Here is a 17,724-nt window from a genome sequence, read left to right on the forward strand (position 1 = left end):
TGGAGTTCATGAGCTACGTGGTATATTAAAATCGCGCTCAAGTGCGGTCTTAAAATATGTGTAAGTGCTTTAAGTCTTTAGACTTATTTACTTGGTAAGGATAGTTATGGCATTAATCGTTCAAAAATATGGCGGTACCTCAATGGGTACTCCAGAGCGCATTTTAAATGTTGCTCGTCGTGTAAAGCGTTGGCATGATCACGGTCACAAAGTTGTGGTTGTTGTATCTGCAATGAGTGGCGAAACCAATCGTCTACTTGCTTTAGCGAAAGCCATTACCGAAACACCTGATCCACGCGAATTAGACCAAATGGTGTCTACGGGTGAACAGGTAACGATTTCTATGTTAGCAATGGCACTTAACTCTATTGGTGTTGAAGCTAAATCACTTACAGGTCGTCAAGTTGGTATTAAAACCGACAGCGCATTTACCAAGGCGCGTATTGAAGCGATTGATACGGATGTATTGACTTCAAACCTTGACGCTGGACGTGTCATTGTTGTGGCAGGTTTCCAAGGCTTTGATGCCGAAGGTAACACAACGACTCTAGGTCGTGGTGGTTCTGACACTTCGGGTGTTGCATTGGCTGCTGCACTTAAAGCTGACGAATGTCAGATTTACACAGACGTTGATGGTGTTTACACCACTGACCCTCGTGTCGCTCCAAAAGCGAAAAAAGTTGATCGTATTTCTTTTGAAGAAATGCTTGAAATGGCATCACTTGGTTCTAAAGTCCTTCAAATTCGCTCTGTAGAATTTGCAGGTAAATACCAAGTGCCTTTACGCGTATTATCAAGTTTTGATAATGACGATGATGGCGCATTCGACGAAAACTTTAAACAAAACGTCGGGACACTAATCACCACTGAAGCGGAAGACAACATGGAACAACCAATCATCTCAGGTATCGCGTTCAACCGTGATGAAGCTAAATTAACTATTCTTGGTGTACCGGATAAACCGGGTATTGCTTCAAACATCCTTTCACCAATTGGTGATGCCAATGTTGAAGTGGATATGATTATCCAAAACGTTGAAGAAGACGGCACAACTGATTTCACATTTACAGTTAACCGCGGTGAATTACCAAAAGCGAAAGCCATTCTTGAAGCGACTGCACAAGAAATTGGTGCACGTGAAGTTGCAACTCGCGCAGACATCGTTAAAGTATCGATCGTTGGTGTTGGTATGCGTTCACACGCTGGCGTAGCAAGCAAAATGTTTACTGCTCTTGCAAAAGAAGGCATTAACATTTTGATGATCTCGACTTCTGAAATCAAAATTTCAGTGATTATCGATGAGAAATACTTAGAGCTTGCTGTACGTGCTCTACACACTGCATTCGGTCTAGACCGTGAAACAGGTGAATCAAGCGCACGTGCTTAATTAACCTTGCTGTGTGTCAAAATTTGTCATTGTTAGACAGATTTTGAAAAACATCGTAAAAATTCAGAGCCACTATAGTTTTTTTTATAGTGGCTCTGTTATATTAAACCTGAGGATTTTAAAATTTACTCAGTTTGCGACTGTCACAATGATTGTTTCAGATGCACTGCTAAATTTTTTTGCTTTTACAAGTTATGAATTTTACATAACAGATCATTTGCAGGTTTTGCATTTTGCAAGGAGAGAAACATGCTGATTCTGACTCGTCGTGTCGGAGAAACATTAATGATTGGAGACCAAGTTAGCGTGACTGTACTTGGTGTTAAAGGTAATCAGGTTCGTATTGGCGTGAATGCTCCAAAAGAAGTATCTGTTCATCGTGAAGAAATTTACCAACGAATTCAACATGAACGCGCAATGCACGAACATCTCCAAAACATTGATCAAGAATATCAGCCATCTTTTGAAGAAACTGATTATTCACAAAACAACTATAATCGCTAAGATTTAAGTTGTTAAATGATAAAGCGGCTCATTAGGCCGCTTTAAATTTATCTAGAACATGCGTTTACTATATAAGTTCAACTGAGCTTAATTACTGCCCTTCTAGAACTTTACGTACGGGGCCAAAACTGCGGCGATGTTCATCAATCACCCCATACTGTGCAATCGCTTCGAAGTGCGCTTTGGTTGGATAGCCCTTGTGTTTCGCAAAACCATACTGTGGATATTTTGCATCCAGTTCAACCATTTCGTGGTCTCGAGTCACTTTTGCCAAAATACTCGCAGCCGAAATCTCTGGATGAATCGCATCACCGCCCACGATTGCATCACAGCTCATTGCTAAACCGGTTGGGACTTTATTACCATCGACCAACACGTGTTCTGGCTGTACATTGAGTTTTTCCACTGCACGACGCATCGCAAGTAACGATGCTTGCAAAATATTGATCTCATCAATTTCTTGTGCAGAACTTTCAGCAATCGCCCAAGCCAAGGCTTTTTCTTGAATCTCAATAAATAACTTTTCACGTTTTTTTTCAGTGAGTTTTTTAGAATCGTTTAAACCTTCAATCGGGTTATTTGGATCTAAAATGACAGCTGCCGCAACAACCGAACCCACCAATGGACCGCGACCCGCTTCATCTGCACCAGCAATTTTCATATATCTCTCACTCAAAAATAAAATACGACCCTTAATTTGGATTTGCTGATACTCAGCTATACCAATGTCTGGGTCGTATAAAATGTTCTAAATCTTAGTTTTTAAATGTTTCAATCACGCAAGCATTTAAAGTATTTGTCACGATTTTAGCCGCAAGATTTGCTTGTGAAGTTTTATCCATTGCTGCTACAACCAAATCCGTTGCAGTCACGCTAGTTGTCGCTTTCTCGCCTACACATGAACACACTTCAGTTTGTAGTTCAGATTTTTGAGTTTCTGTTAATAGTTTTGAACCAGTTTTCCAGTAGCTGTTGTTATTTAGCTCAGTCACGCATTTCGCTTGAACACCCACTTTAACCGCCATCATTGCCAAGCTGTTTGCTGAAGTTGTACCTGTAGAGGTACTTGTACCTGTTGTACCAGTCGCAGCACATGCAGAAAGAACAAGCGCTAATGGTGCTAGAATAGCAACTAATTTTTTCACGAATATTTCCTTTGTTCTGTTAATTAACGCGCATATTGTGCCCCAAATCACACACCATCTGATATGACTATTTAAAATAAATTCGGTAATTGTGTAGTTAATCATCAAAGCCTGTGTTGCATATTCACAACACTGTGTACCGATTTTAAACGACGCATATTTTTGTGGTCTGTATTAGAATCTGCATAAGATTGAACGCTTAAATAATCAACATGAGCAATAACACACAATACTACACTCGAACAGCTCAGGTCTTACATTGGCTGATGGCGATCATATTCATCGTGGCATGGTTAATTGGCTTTTATAGTGGCAATTTTCTGAGTTATGACGTCGATGGCAGCTTTAAAGGACAAGTCATTACCCTCCATAAAAATATTGCGACTACGATTATTTTTTTGGTGGTGATACGAATCTTTTGGCGCTATACCCACCCCACACCTGAATTACCTGACAGTATGTCATCCGGCATGAAAACCTTGGCACATTTGGGTCATTTAGCACTGTATTTTGTACTACTGGCTTTACCGATTACAGGTTGCTTATTTAGTTGGAGCGCAGGTCACCCTGCTCCCGTATTGTATTTGTTTGAAATACCACGCTTGGTACAAGATAATCCTGAATTATTAGCCATCGTGAAACCGCTACATATTTGGATTTCTTGGGCAGCAGGCTTGCTCTTAGTGGGTCATATTTTGGCAGCGTTGAAACATCATTTTATTGATAAAGACCATGTGCTCAAAAGTATGACACGACAACCAAAACCCTAATAAAGACAAAATAAAAGCCACATCATGTGGCTTTTATTTTAAGCATTATCTTTTAATTCAGTACTTGCTGAGCACAACCGCGCATACTATTTAAAACCGCTTTAGAAATCAGTTTATTCTTTTCAGTTTCATTCACTGCAGCAGTCATCAGATCTTTCGCACCGATATCATCCATAGCATGCTCACTCACGCACTGACAAATCGCAGCTTGATTGTCTTTTTTCTGTTGAGCACTCATAAACAACGCAGCACCTTTCCAAATTTTAGAACTATTTAACTCTTGCGAGCATTGATATTCAACCACGGGCTTTAGCATACGCTGACTTAAACTTGATTTATCTGCAATAGCAGCCGATGAAATCAATACTACGGCTAAAAATGTAATCGATGAGGCAAATATAGAGCGATTTGAATGAGAGAAAAGCATGATTTAAACATAAAAAAGGCAGTGAATATTCACTGCCTGAGATTATACGCTGATTATTAATTCAACGCTTCAATCTTTTTAATCCAAGTTTGTTTTTCCGCATCTGAAATAAATGATGCTTCAAAAGAGTTAATTGCCAGTTGCTTTAACTCTGCATTGCTTAGATCAAGAGCTTCGGTGATCGCAATAAAGTTATCATTCATATAGCCACCAAAATAAGATGGATCATCTGAATTGACGGTCACATGCACACCTTGTTGCAATAGTCGGCGAATATTATGATCAGCCATATCATTCACCACACAAAGTTTTAAATTACTCAGCGGGCAAACGGTTAATGGCATTTTCTCTGCAATTAAACGCTGCATCAAAGCAGGATCTTCTTCTGAACGTACACCATGGTCAACACGATTTACTTTCAGTAAATCCAAGGCTTCCCATACGTATTCTGCTGGACCTTCTTCCCCTGCATGCGCAACGATAAGAAAACCTGCTTCACGTGCTTTAGCAAAAACACGTTCGAATTTTGATGGTGGATGACCCACTTCACTCGAATCTAAACCGACACCAATAATTTGATCTTTATATGGTAAAGCTTGTTCTAATGTTGCAAATGCTGCATCTTCAGATAAATGACGCAAGAAGCACATAATCAGATGTGAGCTAATGCCCAGTTTTGCTTTGGCATCATTACAAGCGCGTTGTAAGCCATTCAAAACCGTTTCAAAAGCAACCCCACGGTCTGTATGAGTTTGTGGGTCGAAGAACATTTCAGTATGAACCACATGATCTTCTGCACATTTTTCAAAGTATGCCCATGCTAAATCATAAAAATCTTGCTCATGAATCAGTACATTTGCACCTGCATAATAAATGTCTAAAAAAGACTGTAAATTATGAAAGTTATACGCTTCTTTTAATTCTTCGACTGACTGATAAGGAATTGCAATATTGTTGCGTTGGGCAATTGCAAACATGAGTTCAGGCTCAAATGTCCCTTCAATATGCACATGTAGCTCTGCTTTTGGCAAAGCGCGAATCAGCTCAAGTTGATCCATCTTTTATCCTCATAAAAATAAAAAAGGGTGCAAACGGAGTTTACACCCTTTCGCTATTTGACAGTATTAACCGCCAAATGCAGCAAATTTTAATGCCCAAAGTGCAGCAATAATCCAGACCATATATGGTACAGTTTTCGCCTTACCTGTAAGCAATTTAACCAATGCATAGCTAATGAAGCCCATTGCAATACCGTCTGCAATTGAATAGGTAAACGGCATAAATACAATTGTTAAAAATGCTGGGACTGCTTCAGTAATATCATCCCATTCAATATGAACGATACCTTGAATCATCAACACACCAACAAACAACAATGCTGGCGCAGTTGCAAAACCTGGTACTGACTGAGCAAGTGGTGCTAAGAACAATGCCAAAATAAACAATACAGCAACTACAACTGCAGTTAAACCTGTACGACCACCGGCAGCAACACCTGCTGATGATTCAATATAAGGCGTAGTCGAAGACGTACCCAATGCCGCACCCGCAACAATTGCAGATGAGTCAGCAAATAATGCTTTCTTCAAACGTGGTAATTTACCGTCTTTTAATAAGCCTGCACGGTGTGATACACCGACCAATGTACCTGTAGAGTCAAATAAATCAACCAAGAAGAATACAAAGATTACGCCAATCAAACTTGCTGTGAATAGACCTTCGAAGTTCATTTGCATGAATGTTGGAGCGATTGAAGGAATAGCACCTACAACACCTTTAAATTCGTTGAAGCCCAGCAGGGTTGAAATTGCAGTAATCACCAAAATACTGATGATGATTGCACCACGTACTTTAAAGTGATGCATAACCACAACCATCAAGAAGCCAAGTAAAGCCAACAAGACAGACGGCTGTTTTAAATCACCCAGACTAACCAATGTTGCAGGGTTATCAACAATAATGCCGGCATTTTTCAAAGAAACCAGCGCAAGGAATAAACCAATACCGCCACCGATCGCCAGTTTAAGCGACATTGGAATCGCATTGACAATCGCTTCACGGATTTTGAACATGCTGATAGCGATAAAAACAAGGCCAGAGACAAATACCGCAGCTAGAGCAGTTTGCCAATCCACGCCCATACCCAAACATACAGAATAGGTAAAGTAAGCGTTTAAACCCATACCGGGTGCTAAGGCAATTGGATAGTTAGCAACAAGACCCATCACCAAACAGCCAATGGCTGCTGCTAAACAGGTTGCGACAAAAACAGCACCATGATCCATACCCGTTTCGGACAAAATCATTGGATTGACAATAATGATGTAACACATTGTCAAAAAAGTAGTTACACCTGCAATGACTTCTGTTTTGAAACTGGTTTTGTTTTCGCTCAGTTTAAACAGACGTTCAAGCATGTTCTCGGAAGATGGATTAGGAGTCGTCATGACCTAGCCCCTATGAAGTAAACTTTATGCATATAAGCATTCCACAAAATTAATCATGTCATGTATTCATCATTAATTTTGTGTATGCCTAAGCAACGAATATGCCAATTCGGCAGATTGTAGGCTTTAAAAAATCCTATTTTCAACAGCATACAACACAGTACAAATGTTGAAATTTGCAAACAAAAAAGCTGCATAAACCTATGCAGCTCCTCTATTTATGTCATTTAATTCGTATTTAATATCAATAAATACTGATCAAATTAATTTCGGCAAATTATAACACATTGATTTTTTAATGTTTCCACATTTTCATCGCTTTTCAATTTAGTAAATTTAAGACATTGTTTTATTTATAAAGTTTCAAATTATTATATGTAAAAATAAAATATCAATATTTAGACGAACTCTTCAAGATCATGCTTGAGCTCAATTCAAAAGCAGCAAGATTGATTTTTTTTAGCGCATATAAGGTGATGCGTTCAAATCATCATTGAACACCTGATTAATTTCTTGCTGTCGCTTTAACTCTGCATTTTTATAAACACTAAACCCTAAGAACACAATGCTAAGTATAAAAATTGGTATCAGTATTTTTTTCATAACAAAATTTTATTCATGTTTAAATATTTGGCTATAATAACAAAAAACTTAAACAAAAAAGTGACGTGTTTCACAATTTTATATCTTATTAAGTCATTTAATAAGCTATTTGTTCGATCAATGTTAACTTTGTAATATATTTTAGACTGATAGACAAGATAATCGCTGAATGTTTTTTTAAATCCTTTTCCTCAAAAAGCCTCAAATTGTAGATCATTTCATATACGAAATTTAAAGCACGATCAATTTCACAGGCCCACCGTTATATCCCGAGTGAAGAAGATAAAAAAGCCGCTGACTTAAAAACAGCGGCTATTCATATTTTTTACAGATTCAAAATTTTGAATCTTGAACTTAAGCAGCTTGTTGCTCATCTCGCTTAAAGACCAATTCGCCCTTTAAGCTACTCTCAGCATCGAAATAATATCCATCGGTATTAAACGACTTGATATCTTCAATACGTTCAATTTTATTTTCCAACAAATATCGCGCCATTAGGCCACGTGCTTTTTTGGCATAGAAGCTGATGACTTTATATTTGCCGTTCTTTTGATCGAGAAAAACTGGCTTGATGATTTCGGCTTTAATTTTTGATTCTTTGACCGACTTATAATATTCATCTGAAGCGATGTTGACCAAAAGTTCAGAGCCGGCTTTTTCCAAATCGTCATTGATGAGATTGGTGATTGTATTATCCCAAAACTCGTATAGGTTATGTCCACGTGAGTTTTGTAACTTGGTCCCCATCTCTAAACGATATGGCATCATTAAATCAAGCGGACGCAATAAACCATAGAGACCCGAGAGCATACGCAAATGGGTTTGTGCATATTCAAGGTCTGAGTTTGTAAGTTTATAAGCATCTAAACCGGTATATACATCACCTTTAAAGGCAAAGATTGCTTGGCGTGCATTGGCAAAATCAAAATCAGGCTGCCAATCTCGGAAGCGCTCAACATTTAAAGTCGCAATTTTCTCACTGACACTCATCAAGCTTGAAATTTCACTTACCGACAATTTACGTGCGACTGAGATTAATTCTTCAGAATGATCTAATAGCCGTGGTTGAGTGAATTTTTCAGTCGGTAAAGCGGTTTCGTAATCTAAAGTTTTTGCTGGAGAAATTAAAGCGAGCATAAACATCCTGATTAATTTTTAATTAAACAAACTATAACAGTAGAGTATTTTCAAATCCAATCTGTGTTTTTGATAAACATAATCTGTAAACTATGCGACTCTCCCGCTTTCACATTTTAGTCATTATGTCAGAACAACTGTTCATTCAAGGGCCTGTTGGTCAGCTTGAAATTTTTGTTGATTATCCACAGGGTGAAGTGAAAGGATTCGCGGTAGTTACACACCCTCACCCATTGCAAGGTGGCACACCACAGCACAAAGTACCTGTGCTTTTAGCGCAAATGTTCTTAGAACGTGGCTATGTTGTCTATCGCCCAAGTTTCCGCGGCTCTGGCCAAAGTGCAGGAATACATGACGAAGGCAATGGTGAAACCAAAGACACTATGCAAGTCATTGAATTTGCTCGCAACCAACATCCGAACCTGCCATTTTATGCAGGCGGTTTTAGTTTTGGTGCAAATGTCATGACTAAATGCTATGCCCTTTTGCCTGTAGAATTACAGCCTGTACAGACTATTTTATGCGGCTTACCAACCACAACAGTTGCAGGTGTACGTCACTATGTGACACCGCATATTAAGGGTGATATTTTATTTATTCATGGTGAAGAAGATAATGTCACACTGTTATCTGACTTGATTCAGTGGGCCAAACCACAGCGCCATTTAATCACGGTTTTGCCAGGTGCAAACCACTTCTTTACGGGTTATCTCAAACAGCTTCGTATTGCGATTTCACGCTTTTTAGTATAAACAATACCAAATATGAGTCAGCTTAACTGGCTCATTTTTTTTTGTCTAGTGACCGCTCTATTCCCCACCAATATTTCAGATAAATTCACCTACAGCACTTCGATTTATCCATCTTTTTAGTGCATTGGCCATCATTACCTATTCAACATGTAATGACCTAATTCGTCGCTAGTTTAATTTTTATTACGCAACATTTTTTTATCGAAAAACCAATTATTTACTTGTTTATATGACCAACTGCAGAAATAATACCCAGAAAAATGAACATAAAATTTAGAGGGAAAAATGAAATTTATTGTTGCTGTGATTTTAAGTCTAGGCATTGCAGCTTTGGTCTATTATTTTAATTCAACGCCTTCCACAACAACGAATTTTCCAGCATCTACGGTTGCTGCGAACGATGGTCCCAAAGCCTATTTGACAGCGTCATACAAGATGAATGTCGATGGTCGTGATTTTAGCTTAAAGATGGTCTACGACTTTCCCAATAGCCAAGTGTGTGAAGCCCAGCTCAACAGCACAGACACCATGAATATGATTTCAACCTTTAAGCAACGCTGTTCGAGTGACTCGGTGTGTAAAGAAGCTGAAATTTCATCTTGTTCACCTTTTACCGATCAAAAATATAAAGATATGCTCGATAAAAACTATCATGACACCCATTATATTTATTTAAGCGATAGTAAATTGACTGATCAACGTGGTGTGATCGTGTTTTGGGGACTCAATGAACAAGAGTCAGAAAAAATGTGTGACTATGTGAAAAAGAGCAATCGAACCATTAATCCAATCAATATTGAATGTCTATAACCTTGTTCAATACATTCTGTTAAAAAATAAAAAAGCAGCACTATGCTGCTTTTTTATAGATGATTTTTAATTCAATTTTTCAGTTCATTTCGTCATTTGTTTCCATTGAAACTCACTATACGAGTCTTCTTCTTTTAAACTGTTTTCGACCGCTTGAGCCAATTGATTCAACAAACTTTGCTCAGTAATACGATCTAACCAATCTTGGTCTTCATCTGGATAAGAGGTAATTTCACAGACTAGACGACCTGATTCATCCTGCCCCTGACATGTCACTGAAAGTGGCAATTCATGTTGATCGACACTGACTGCAATCTGATCACCACTTTGCGATAACGTTTGAAAGCCATAATGCTCTAATTTATTTGCCAATAATTCAGCAACCTGAGTTTGCGTATCAGCACTGCTTTCAACTCGATTTGAATCGCTATGGGCGGTGAATTGTAGTTTTCTCATGTATCTATCCAAAGACATTCTTGTTGTATGGTTTTAGCATAAGCAATTAAAACCAAACAGCCAAGCATTTGCTTGGCTGTTGTTGAATAAATATACAAATTTAGTGAATTATTTATTCACTTACCACAATCGTTAAACCGGCTTGAGTCGCTAGCTCTGTAAATGTCGGGAAGCTGGTCGCAACAGTTTCTGTACCCACGATATTAATTTCACCCGAAGTACGTAAACCTGCCATTGAGAAGCTCATTGCAATACGGTGGTCATGATGTGATTCGATTTGACCACCTGTGAAGATTGCACCCCACTCACCCGCTTTGCCTTGACCTTCAATGATAATGCCGTCCTCGGTTGGCGTACAATCGATACCCATAATTTTTAGGCCATCTGCCATCACTTGAATACGATCCGACTCTTTCACTCGAAGTTCAGCTGCACCAGTCAAAATGGTTTGACCCTCTGCACATGCAGCAGCAATAAATAACGCTGGGAATTCATCAATCGCCAATGGCACTTGATCTTCTGGCATATGAATGCCTTTGAGTGTACGTGAACCACGAATACGAATATCTGCAATCGGCTCACCGCCAGCGATACGTTCATTTTCAACAGTCAGGTCAGCACCCATCTGTTTTAAAATTTCGATCACACCTGTACGTGTTGGATTAATGCCGACCGCTTCAAGTGTGACATCTGAACCTTCAGTAATCGCTGCACCCACCATAAAGAATGCTGCAGATGAAATGTCAGAGGGTACTTGAATGTCTGTACCGACTAACTTGCCACCACCTTGAAGTGAAATGCGGTTGCCTTCTGTTTTCACGTCATAACCAAATGCACGAAGCATACGCTCTGAATGGTCACGTGTCGGTTCCGGCTCAGTGACAACAGTTTCACCTTCCGCCCAAAGACCAGCCAACAAAATACCGGATTTTACTTGTGCAGATGCCATTGGTAAGTCGTAATGAATACCTTTCAGGTTTTGACTTCCGGAAATAGACACGGGCGGCGTACCACGCTCACCTGTAGTTTGAATTTGCGCACCCATTTCACGTAATGGTTTGGCAATACGTTCCATTGGACGTTTTGATAATGACGCATCACCCGTCATCACCGAATCAAACTTCTGTGCCGACAACATGCCTGAAAGCAAACGCATTGAAGTGCCTGAGTTACCCATATACAAAGCGCCTGCAGGTGCTTTTAAACCATGCATGCCTACACCATGAATGGTGACTTCGCCATTTTTAGGGCCTTCAATACTCACTCCCATATCACGGAATGCTTGGAGGGTTGCCAAGGCATCTTCACCTTCAAGGAAACCAGTGACATGCGTTGTGCCTTCTGCAATAGCACCAAACATGATAGAGCGATGTGACACAGATTTATCACCTGGCACAGTAAATTTACCTTGGAATTGCTTTGGACCCGGTAAAATTTTGAATTGCTGTGTCGTCACTTTATTTTTCTCCATCAGTGGTTTCTTTGCGAGCATGTGATTGAAATGTTGACGTGCCGCTTGTGCATGCCCCAACAGTCCCATCAACGCTTGTGAATTTTCATCTTCAATCAGTTTACGAAGAATAGCTAATTGTTTTTCAAAGCCATCTACCGCATTTAAAATTGCCTTTTTATTGGCAAAAAAGATGTCATGCCACATATGTGGGTCGCTTGCAGCAATGCGTGAGAAATCACGAAAACCGCCAGCGGCATAACGGAATATATCTAAATTGTCTTCTCGGTTCGCAAGTTGCTCAACCAAGTTAAATGCCATCAAATGCGGAAGATGACTGGTATGGGCCAACACTTCATCGTGTTTTTCCACATCCATGCAAATTACTTCCGCTTTGGCAGCTTGCCACAATTGAATCAGTTTCTCTACAGCCCAATCTGCACTGCTAGGTAAAGGTGTCAAAATCACTTTGTGATTAGCAAATAAATCTACCTTACCTGCATGCACACCTGTTAGTTCAGCCCCAGCAATCGGATGCCCCGGTACAAAACCAGCAGGTAATTGCTCACCATAGACTGCTTTCGCTGCATCAACGACATTGCCCTTGGTACTCCCAACATCGGTAATAATCGTCTGTTCGGTTAGATAAGGCTTGATCGCTTCAAGGACTTTTTGTGTCGCACGTACAGGCAAAGCCAAGACAACGAGATCTGCACCTCTGACCGCTTCAGCAGGATCGCTATAACCCTGCTGAATAAGCCCTAAAGCTTTTGCATCTTCTAAAGTTTTTTGTGAACGCGTAGACGCTACAATTTCCTTAGTTAAACCTTCAGCAATCATGACGCGAGCTAGGCTTGAGCCAATCAGCCCAAGCCCAATAAAAGCAACTTTTTCAAATAGTGGCACAGACATGACTTAAGCTTTAACCTCTAAGCCCAAAACTTTAGCCAATGCCGCCAAGAATTTAGCATTTTCAGCTTCAGTCCCAATTGATACACGTAAATGCTCGGGGATACCAACTGGACGAACAATCACACCTTCTTTTAATAAAGCATTGAACGTCTGTGCAGGATCTGCTTTTACATTTACTAAAATGAAGTTCGCACGTGAAGGCACATACGCTAAACCTAAAGCATCAAAGCCTGACTCAAGTTGAGCCATACCCGCTTTGTTCACTACGCGTGATTTTTCAATAAATGCTTCATCTTTAAGTGCAGCAACTGCAGCCACCATCGCAAGATGGTTTACGTTAAAGGGTTGACGAATACGATTGAGGAAATCCGTCACTTCAACTGAAGCCAAGGCAAAACCAACACGTAACGCAGCCAAGCCATAACATTTTGACATGGTACGGCTCACAATTAAGTTTGCGTATTGATCTAAGAATTTCAAGCTGTTGAAGTTTTCTGGGAAATATTCCACATAAGCTTCATCTAAAACCACAATCACATTTGCAGGTACTTTTTGCATGAACGCTTCAAATTCAGCTTCTTCAAACCATGTACCTGTTGGATTATTTGGGTTCGCAATAAAAATCAATTTAGTATTGTCTTTAATTGCCGCAGCCATTGCATCTAGGTCATGTGAAAAACCTTTTGCAGGCACTTCAATCGCTTCAGCATTAATGGCTTGTGTCACCAGACCATACACAGCAAATGCGTGTTGGCTATACACCACAGAGTCTTGCTCTGAAACAAAAGCACGAGCGAAAATTTCTAGAAGATCGTTTGAACCATTACCCAACGTAATGCGGTCATGTGCAATACCAAATTGTTTTTCAACTTGGTCTTTCAAAATAAAACCGCCACCATCAGGATATCGACCAATTTCTGCAAGTTCAGCAGCAACCGCTTCTTTCACTTTGTCAGAACAACCCAATGGGTTTTCATTTGATGCGAGTTTTACGATATCTGTAATACCCAACTCACGCTCAAGTTCACTAATTGGTTTACCTGGTTGGTAAGGCTTTAGCTTTGCAATGCCTTCATTGGCTGGGACAAACGTCATTTTACACTTCCAGTTTTTTCAAATGATGAAGGTGATCAACTCCTGATGGAATTGATCACAGTTGTGATCTTAAAGAACAGCAATCGGATATGAACCCAATACACGAATTTCTTTTACTAACGGACGAATTTCTTCAATTGCCGCTTTCACGTTTTCTTGCTCAACATGACCTTCCAAGTCCACAAAGAATACATAAGCCCATTTTTCGGGTAATGCAGGACGTGTTTCGATACTTGTTAAGCTAATATTATGCTTGGCAAACGGTGCAAGAATTTCAAGTAATGCCCCTGCACGGTCATGCGCAGAAATCAACAATGAAGTTTTATCATTGCCCGATTGCGGTACTTTCTCACGACCAATCACCAAGAAACGAGTAGTATTTTCAGGATTGTCTTCAATATTGCTATGCAAAATTTCAAGGTTGTAAATGTTTGCAGCGACTTCAGAAGCAATTGCTGCTGAGTGCCATTCATTGCGAATACGGCGTGCAGCTTCTGCATTTGAACTGAGTGCAACACGTTCTACACCCGGATAATGTGCATCTAACCAACCACGGCATTGCGCCAAAGTTTGTTGATGAGCATAAATTTGTTTAATGCTGTCTTTACGTGTGTTTTCAGACACTAGGAACTGGTGATGAATACGCAGCTCCACTTCACCAATAACATTCAGATGTGAAGATTTGAAGCAATCTAGGGTGTGGTTCACTACCCCTTCAGATGAGTTCTCTACAGGCACAAGACCATAGTGCGCACTGCCTGCTTCTACTTCGCGGAATACTTCATCAATCGTTGGAAGAGGGCGAACAACAGCGTCTTGACCAAAGTGTTTCAACACCGCCGAATGTGTATATGTCCCAACTGGACCTAAGAACGCAATACTTTGCGGTGCTTCAAGAGCTAAACAAGCCGACATGATCTCACGGAATAAACGTGCCATTGTCACATCAGACAATGGGCCTTCGTTACGATCCATAACTTTACGTAAAACTTGCGCTTCACGTTCAGGACGATAAAACAATGGATTCTCTTCTGCAGCAAATTTTGCTTTTGCCACAGCTTCAGCTAGTTTCGCACGACGGTTGATAAGTTGTTGAATCTGCATATCAACAGAGTCGATATCTTCACGAATTTGAGCTAAGTCCAGAGAAGTCGGAGTGTTTTGATCATCGTTGATCATTGTTATGTCGCCCTTCAAAAAAATTTTGCAAACAGTATAACAATAGTTAGCTTTCAAATGTTGCGCAATACGACTTTGATGGTTTCAGCCTTAAAAACATACAGTTGATTAAAGCTTCATCAGCTTAACTTAAGAGCCAAAACAGCCAAACTGATAGGTAAAGCCATAATTAAGGCAAATCTTACCTTTTGACGGCTTTATTGATCATTCATCTTGAGCAGCACAATAAATAGCCCTTCTCTTTTCCTCCAAATTTGCCTCAGATCCATCTCCTTGTATAAGCCCATCAATCAATTTGTTTCATTGGTCATTTCAGTTTTAAATTTTGCTCTCAATACTTGAAGCAAAATAAAAATTTCAAAACTTGGTTTTCATGGCATAGAAATAATTTGAAACTTAAAGATGATCTATATAAACACTTGGTCATTGATCGTTTTTTCAGTGACTTAATAGGCACTTTCATCTAGTGTTTACAGTCATTGACGCATTTATTACAAAAGACACAGGTAATTCTTATCATTGCTTTGTAGTCTAAATATCAGAAAAAAAATAACAGCCCCATAGGTACAAGTATGCACAAGAAAATTGCAGTGTTAGTGACCTACGATTTTGAAGATATTGAGTATCTTGAGCCTGTGGAGGCCTTTCGAGCCGCTCGGCACAGCATTATCAATATCGAAGATCAGGTTGGAAAAATCGTTTACGGCATTAAACGCCGTTCCCAGATCACCATTGACCAAAGTATCGACGATGCCTCTGTGCATGATTTTGATGCCTTATTTATTCCCGGCGGTTATTCCCCAGAGAAACTCGCTTTAGATGACCGTTTTATCTATTTTGTACGTAATTTTGCAGATAGCCAAAAGCCGATCTTGAGCAGTTGCCATGGTCCACAGTTGTTACTAGAAGCTGGTGTCATACAAGGTCGCCATTTCGCCCAATCTGAAACACTTAAATCCGCTTTGTTAAACGCAGGTGTGGTGGTGTCGGATCAATCGGTTGTGAATGATAATAACCTATATATATCGTCTCGCAGTACTTTAGATACACCTGAATTTATTGAAGTCTGTTTGCAAGTTTTGGGGCAACCGTCATTATCATAGGTTTCAAAATATTCACGCAAAATTAAACACACAATCTAATTCAAATAAGCAAATCTATAGAAATACATCGTCTCTATAGAAATACATCCTAAAAAAAATAGCGAAGTCTTCACTTCGCTATTTTAATTTCAGCCTGATAAATTGTTTATCGACCTAAAATACTTCGTGCCACGATTTCTTTCATAATTTCATTGGTGCCACCGTAGATTTGCTGAATACGTGCATCGACAAAGAAACGTGAAATTGGATATTCGGTCATATAACCATAGCCACCAAATAATTGAAGTAGATTATGGGCCACTTTCATTTGCATATCGGTAGAAAAGCTCTTGAGTGCTGCTGCAGTTTCAACATCAAGTTTGCCTTGCATATAAAGTTCAACATTTTGATTATAAAATGCCGCTGTAGCCAATTCGTCAATCTTAGCCTGTGCCAAGACAAAACGAGTATTTTGGAACTGTCCGATCGCCTGTCCGAACGCTTGTCGCTCTTTAACATACTGCGTTGCCACATCAATGGAACCGCGAATCGCACCAATTGCAGTCGAGGCAATTGCGGTACGTTCACGCGGTAACTCTTGCATCAAGTAAGCAAAGCCTTGTCCAGCTTGACCCAAAAGTTGCTCTTTTGGCACTTTGACGTTGTCATAAAACAACTCTGAAGTGTCTTGCGCATGCAGACCAATTTTGTCGAGGTTGGTACCTTTCTTAAATCCATCCAAATGTGTATCGACTAAAAGTAATGACACACCTTTGGCACGTGCTTGTGGATCAGTTTTCGCAGCCAATACCACAAGGTCTGCATGTTGACCATTTGAAATAAAAGTTTTCGAGCCATTGAGCAGATAATGATCACCCTGCAAAATTGCACTACTGCGCATAGACTGCAAGTCCGAACCTGCTCCCGGCTCTGTCATACCAATAGCACCGACCACCTCACCTGTGACCATTTTCGGTAACCAATATTGTTTTTGTTCTTCTGAACCAATGTGCAAAATATAAGGCGCTGCAATTTCAGAATGGCATGAAATACCTGTCGATAATGCACTAAAACCTGCGCGAGCAGATTCTTCAACTAACATCAGTGAATAATGCGTTGGGACGCCATAGCCGCCATATTCTTCAGGCACATCGACACATAAAAAGCCATTTTCACCCAAGGCATTCCATACTGATCGCGGCATAATGCCTTCACGTTCCCATTGCTCATAATGTGGTGCGACATGCTCTGCCATAAAACGGCGAAAGTTATCTCGAAATAATTCTAAGTCTGCATCATAAGCCAGCATGTGTTTCTTCCTTGGTTAAGTTTGTTGTTTTGTTGAACTCCATCCTATTGCAGTTTAGAACGGCCGTCATGCCCAAAAACTAAAGCGTTCAAATTTGGCTTTAGTCCTGCATTAAAAAAGGAAGCCGAAGCTCACTGCTGTCCCACAATTTTTCACAAGAGGAAGCTCATTTGAGCTTCCTCTTGTTTTATGGGTATTTTATCGGGTGAAAATAAAGCTTTTAAAGTTCTTCTTTCAAACAAATTCACTTGAATTATTC

Annotated in this window: 17 protein-coding genes; 6 read left to right on the forward strand and 11 right to left on the reverse strand. The window is 39.8% G+C overall.

Features of this window, described 5'->3' with window-relative positions; translation table 11 throughout:
* Nucleotides 1-106: 106 nt before the first annotated feature.
* The gene (locus FTU83_RS13335) at nt 107-1,387 is read left to right on the forward strand and encodes an aspartate kinase (RefSeq protein ID WP_078189079.1); all 1,281 of its coding nucleotides are present in this window, start codon (nt 107-109) and stop codon (nt 1,385-1,387) included.
* A gap of 249 nt (nt 1,388-1,636) precedes the next feature.
* On the forward strand, nt 1,637-1,891 hold the full coding sequence (csrA, locus tag FTU83_RS13340) for a carbon storage regulator CsrA (protein WP_078189080.1): 255 nt from the start codon (nt 1,637-1,639) through the stop codon (nt 1,889-1,891).
* 91 nt (nt 1,892-1,982) lie between these two features.
* On the opposite strand, the gene rnhB is transcribed toward csrA, so the two are convergent.
* Together rnhB and FTU83_RS13350 are read right to left on the reverse strand one after the other, a co-directional pair.
* Nucleotides 1,983-2,552 carry a ribonuclease HII gene (rnhB, locus tag FTU83_RS13345; protein ID WP_168379347.1) on the reverse strand — a complete coding sequence of 190 codons (570 nt, stop codon included), beginning with the start codon at nt 2,550-2,552 and terminating at the stop codon, nt 1,983-1,985.
* 94 nt (nt 2,553-2,646) lie between these two features.
* Nucleotides 2,647-3,036, reverse strand: coding sequence for a hypothetical protein (locus FTU83_RS13350; RefSeq protein ID WP_180003980.1), 390 nt, complete (start codon nt 3,034-3,036; stop codon nt 2,647-2,649).
* Nucleotides 3,037-3,248: 212 nt separating this feature from the next.
* On the opposite strand from FTU83_RS13350, the gene FTU83_RS13355 reads away from it, so the two are divergent.
* Nucleotides 3,249-3,806: a cytochrome b gene (locus FTU83_RS13355; RefSeq protein WP_180106855.1), complete on the forward strand. Its 558-nt coding sequence runs from the start codon at nt 3,249-3,251 to the stop codon at nt 3,804-3,806.
* 52 nt (nt 3,807-3,858) lie between these two features.
* On the opposite strand, the gene FTU83_RS13360 is transcribed toward FTU83_RS13355, so the two are convergent.
* From FTU83_RS13360 to yaaA, 4 genes are all read right to left on the reverse strand, one after another.
* Nucleotides 3,859-4,233 (reverse strand): hypothetical protein, encoded by a 375-nt coding sequence (locus FTU83_RS13360; protein WP_180005237.1) that lies wholly within the window; start codon nt 4,231-4,233, stop codon nt 3,859-3,861.
* A 56-nt stretch (nt 4,234-4,289) separates the two neighbouring features.
* Nucleotides 4,290-5,291, reverse strand: a complete 1,002-nt coding sequence (locus FTU83_RS13365; RefSeq protein WP_180106857.1) for an adenosine deaminase — start codon at nt 5,289-5,291, stop codon at nt 4,290-4,292.
* Between the two features lie 66 nt (nt 5,292-5,357).
* A complete protein-coding gene (locus tag FTU83_RS13370) occupies nt 5,358-6,680 on the reverse strand; it encodes an NCS2 family permease (protein ID WP_180106859.1) in 1,323 nt (440 codons plus the stop codon).
* A 957-nt stretch (nt 6,681-7,637) separates the two neighbouring features.
* Nucleotides 7,638-8,420, reverse strand: coding sequence for a peroxide stress protein YaaA (gene yaaA, locus FTU83_RS13375; protein WP_180106861.1), 783 nt, complete (start codon nt 8,418-8,420; stop codon nt 7,638-7,640).
* Nucleotides 8,421-8,545: 125 nt separating this feature from the next.
* Between yaaA and FTU83_RS13380 the strand changes: the two genes are divergently transcribed.
* The gene (locus tag FTU83_RS13380; RefSeq protein ID WP_111885325.1) at nt 8,546-9,172 is read left to right on the forward strand and encodes an alpha/beta hydrolase; all 627 of its coding nucleotides are present in this window, start codon (nt 8,546-8,548) and stop codon (nt 9,170-9,172) included.
* Nucleotides 9,173-9,457: 285 nt separating this feature from the next.
* A complete protein-coding gene (locus FTU83_RS13385; RefSeq protein WP_180005241.1) occupies nt 9,458-9,982 on the forward strand; it encodes a hypothetical protein in 525 nt (174 codons plus the stop codon).
* Between the two features lie 84 nt (nt 9,983-10,066).
* Here the strand turns inward: FTU83_RS13385 and FTU83_RS13390 are convergent, their stop codons facing one another.
* The 4 genes from FTU83_RS13390 to pheA form a co-directional block, all read right to left on the reverse strand.
* The gene (locus tag FTU83_RS13390) at nt 10,067-10,438 is read right to left on the reverse strand and encodes a hypothetical protein (protein WP_180106863.1); all 372 of its coding nucleotides are present in this window, start codon (nt 10,436-10,438) and stop codon (nt 10,067-10,069) included.
* Nucleotides 10,439-10,550: 112 nt separating this feature from the next.
* Nucleotides 10,551-12,800: a bifunctional prephenate dehydrogenase/3-phosphoshikimate 1-carboxyvinyltransferase gene (locus FTU83_RS13395; protein ID WP_180106865.1), complete on the reverse strand. Its 2,250-nt coding sequence runs from the start codon at nt 12,798-12,800 to the stop codon at nt 10,551-10,553.
* A gap of 3 nt (nt 12,801-12,803) precedes the next feature.
* Entirely contained in the window at nt 12,804-13,895 is a 1,092-nt protein-coding gene (hisC, locus tag FTU83_RS13400) for a histidinol-phosphate transaminase (RefSeq protein WP_180010858.1), read from the reverse strand.
* Between the two features lie 69 nt (nt 13,896-13,964).
* Complete coding sequence (gene pheA / locus FTU83_RS13405; protein ID WP_078194414.1) at nt 13,965-15,074, reverse strand: prephenate dehydratase; 1,110 nt, start codon at nt 15,072-15,074, stop codon at nt 13,965-13,967.
* A gap of 572 nt (nt 15,075-15,646) precedes the next feature.
* Between pheA and FTU83_RS13410 the strand changes: the two genes are divergently transcribed.
* Complete coding sequence (locus tag FTU83_RS13410) at nt 15,647-16,177, forward strand: DJ-1/PfpI family protein (RefSeq protein WP_078189095.1); 531 nt, start codon at nt 15,647-15,649, stop codon at nt 16,175-16,177.
* A 145-nt stretch (nt 16,178-16,322) separates the two neighbouring features.
* On the opposite strand, the gene FTU83_RS13415 is transcribed toward FTU83_RS13410, so the two are convergent.
* Nucleotides 16,323-17,465, reverse strand: a complete 1,143-nt coding sequence (locus tag FTU83_RS13415; protein WP_180020843.1) for an acyl-CoA dehydrogenase family protein — start codon at nt 17,463-17,465, stop codon at nt 16,323-16,325.
* Nucleotides 17,466-17,724: the final 259 nt, after the last annotated feature.

This window comes from Acinetobacter sp. YH12152, assembly GCF_013418285.1.
GTDB classification, from domain to species: Bacteria; Pseudomonadota; Gammaproteobacteria; order Pseudomonadales; family Moraxellaceae; genus Acinetobacter; species Acinetobacter amyesii.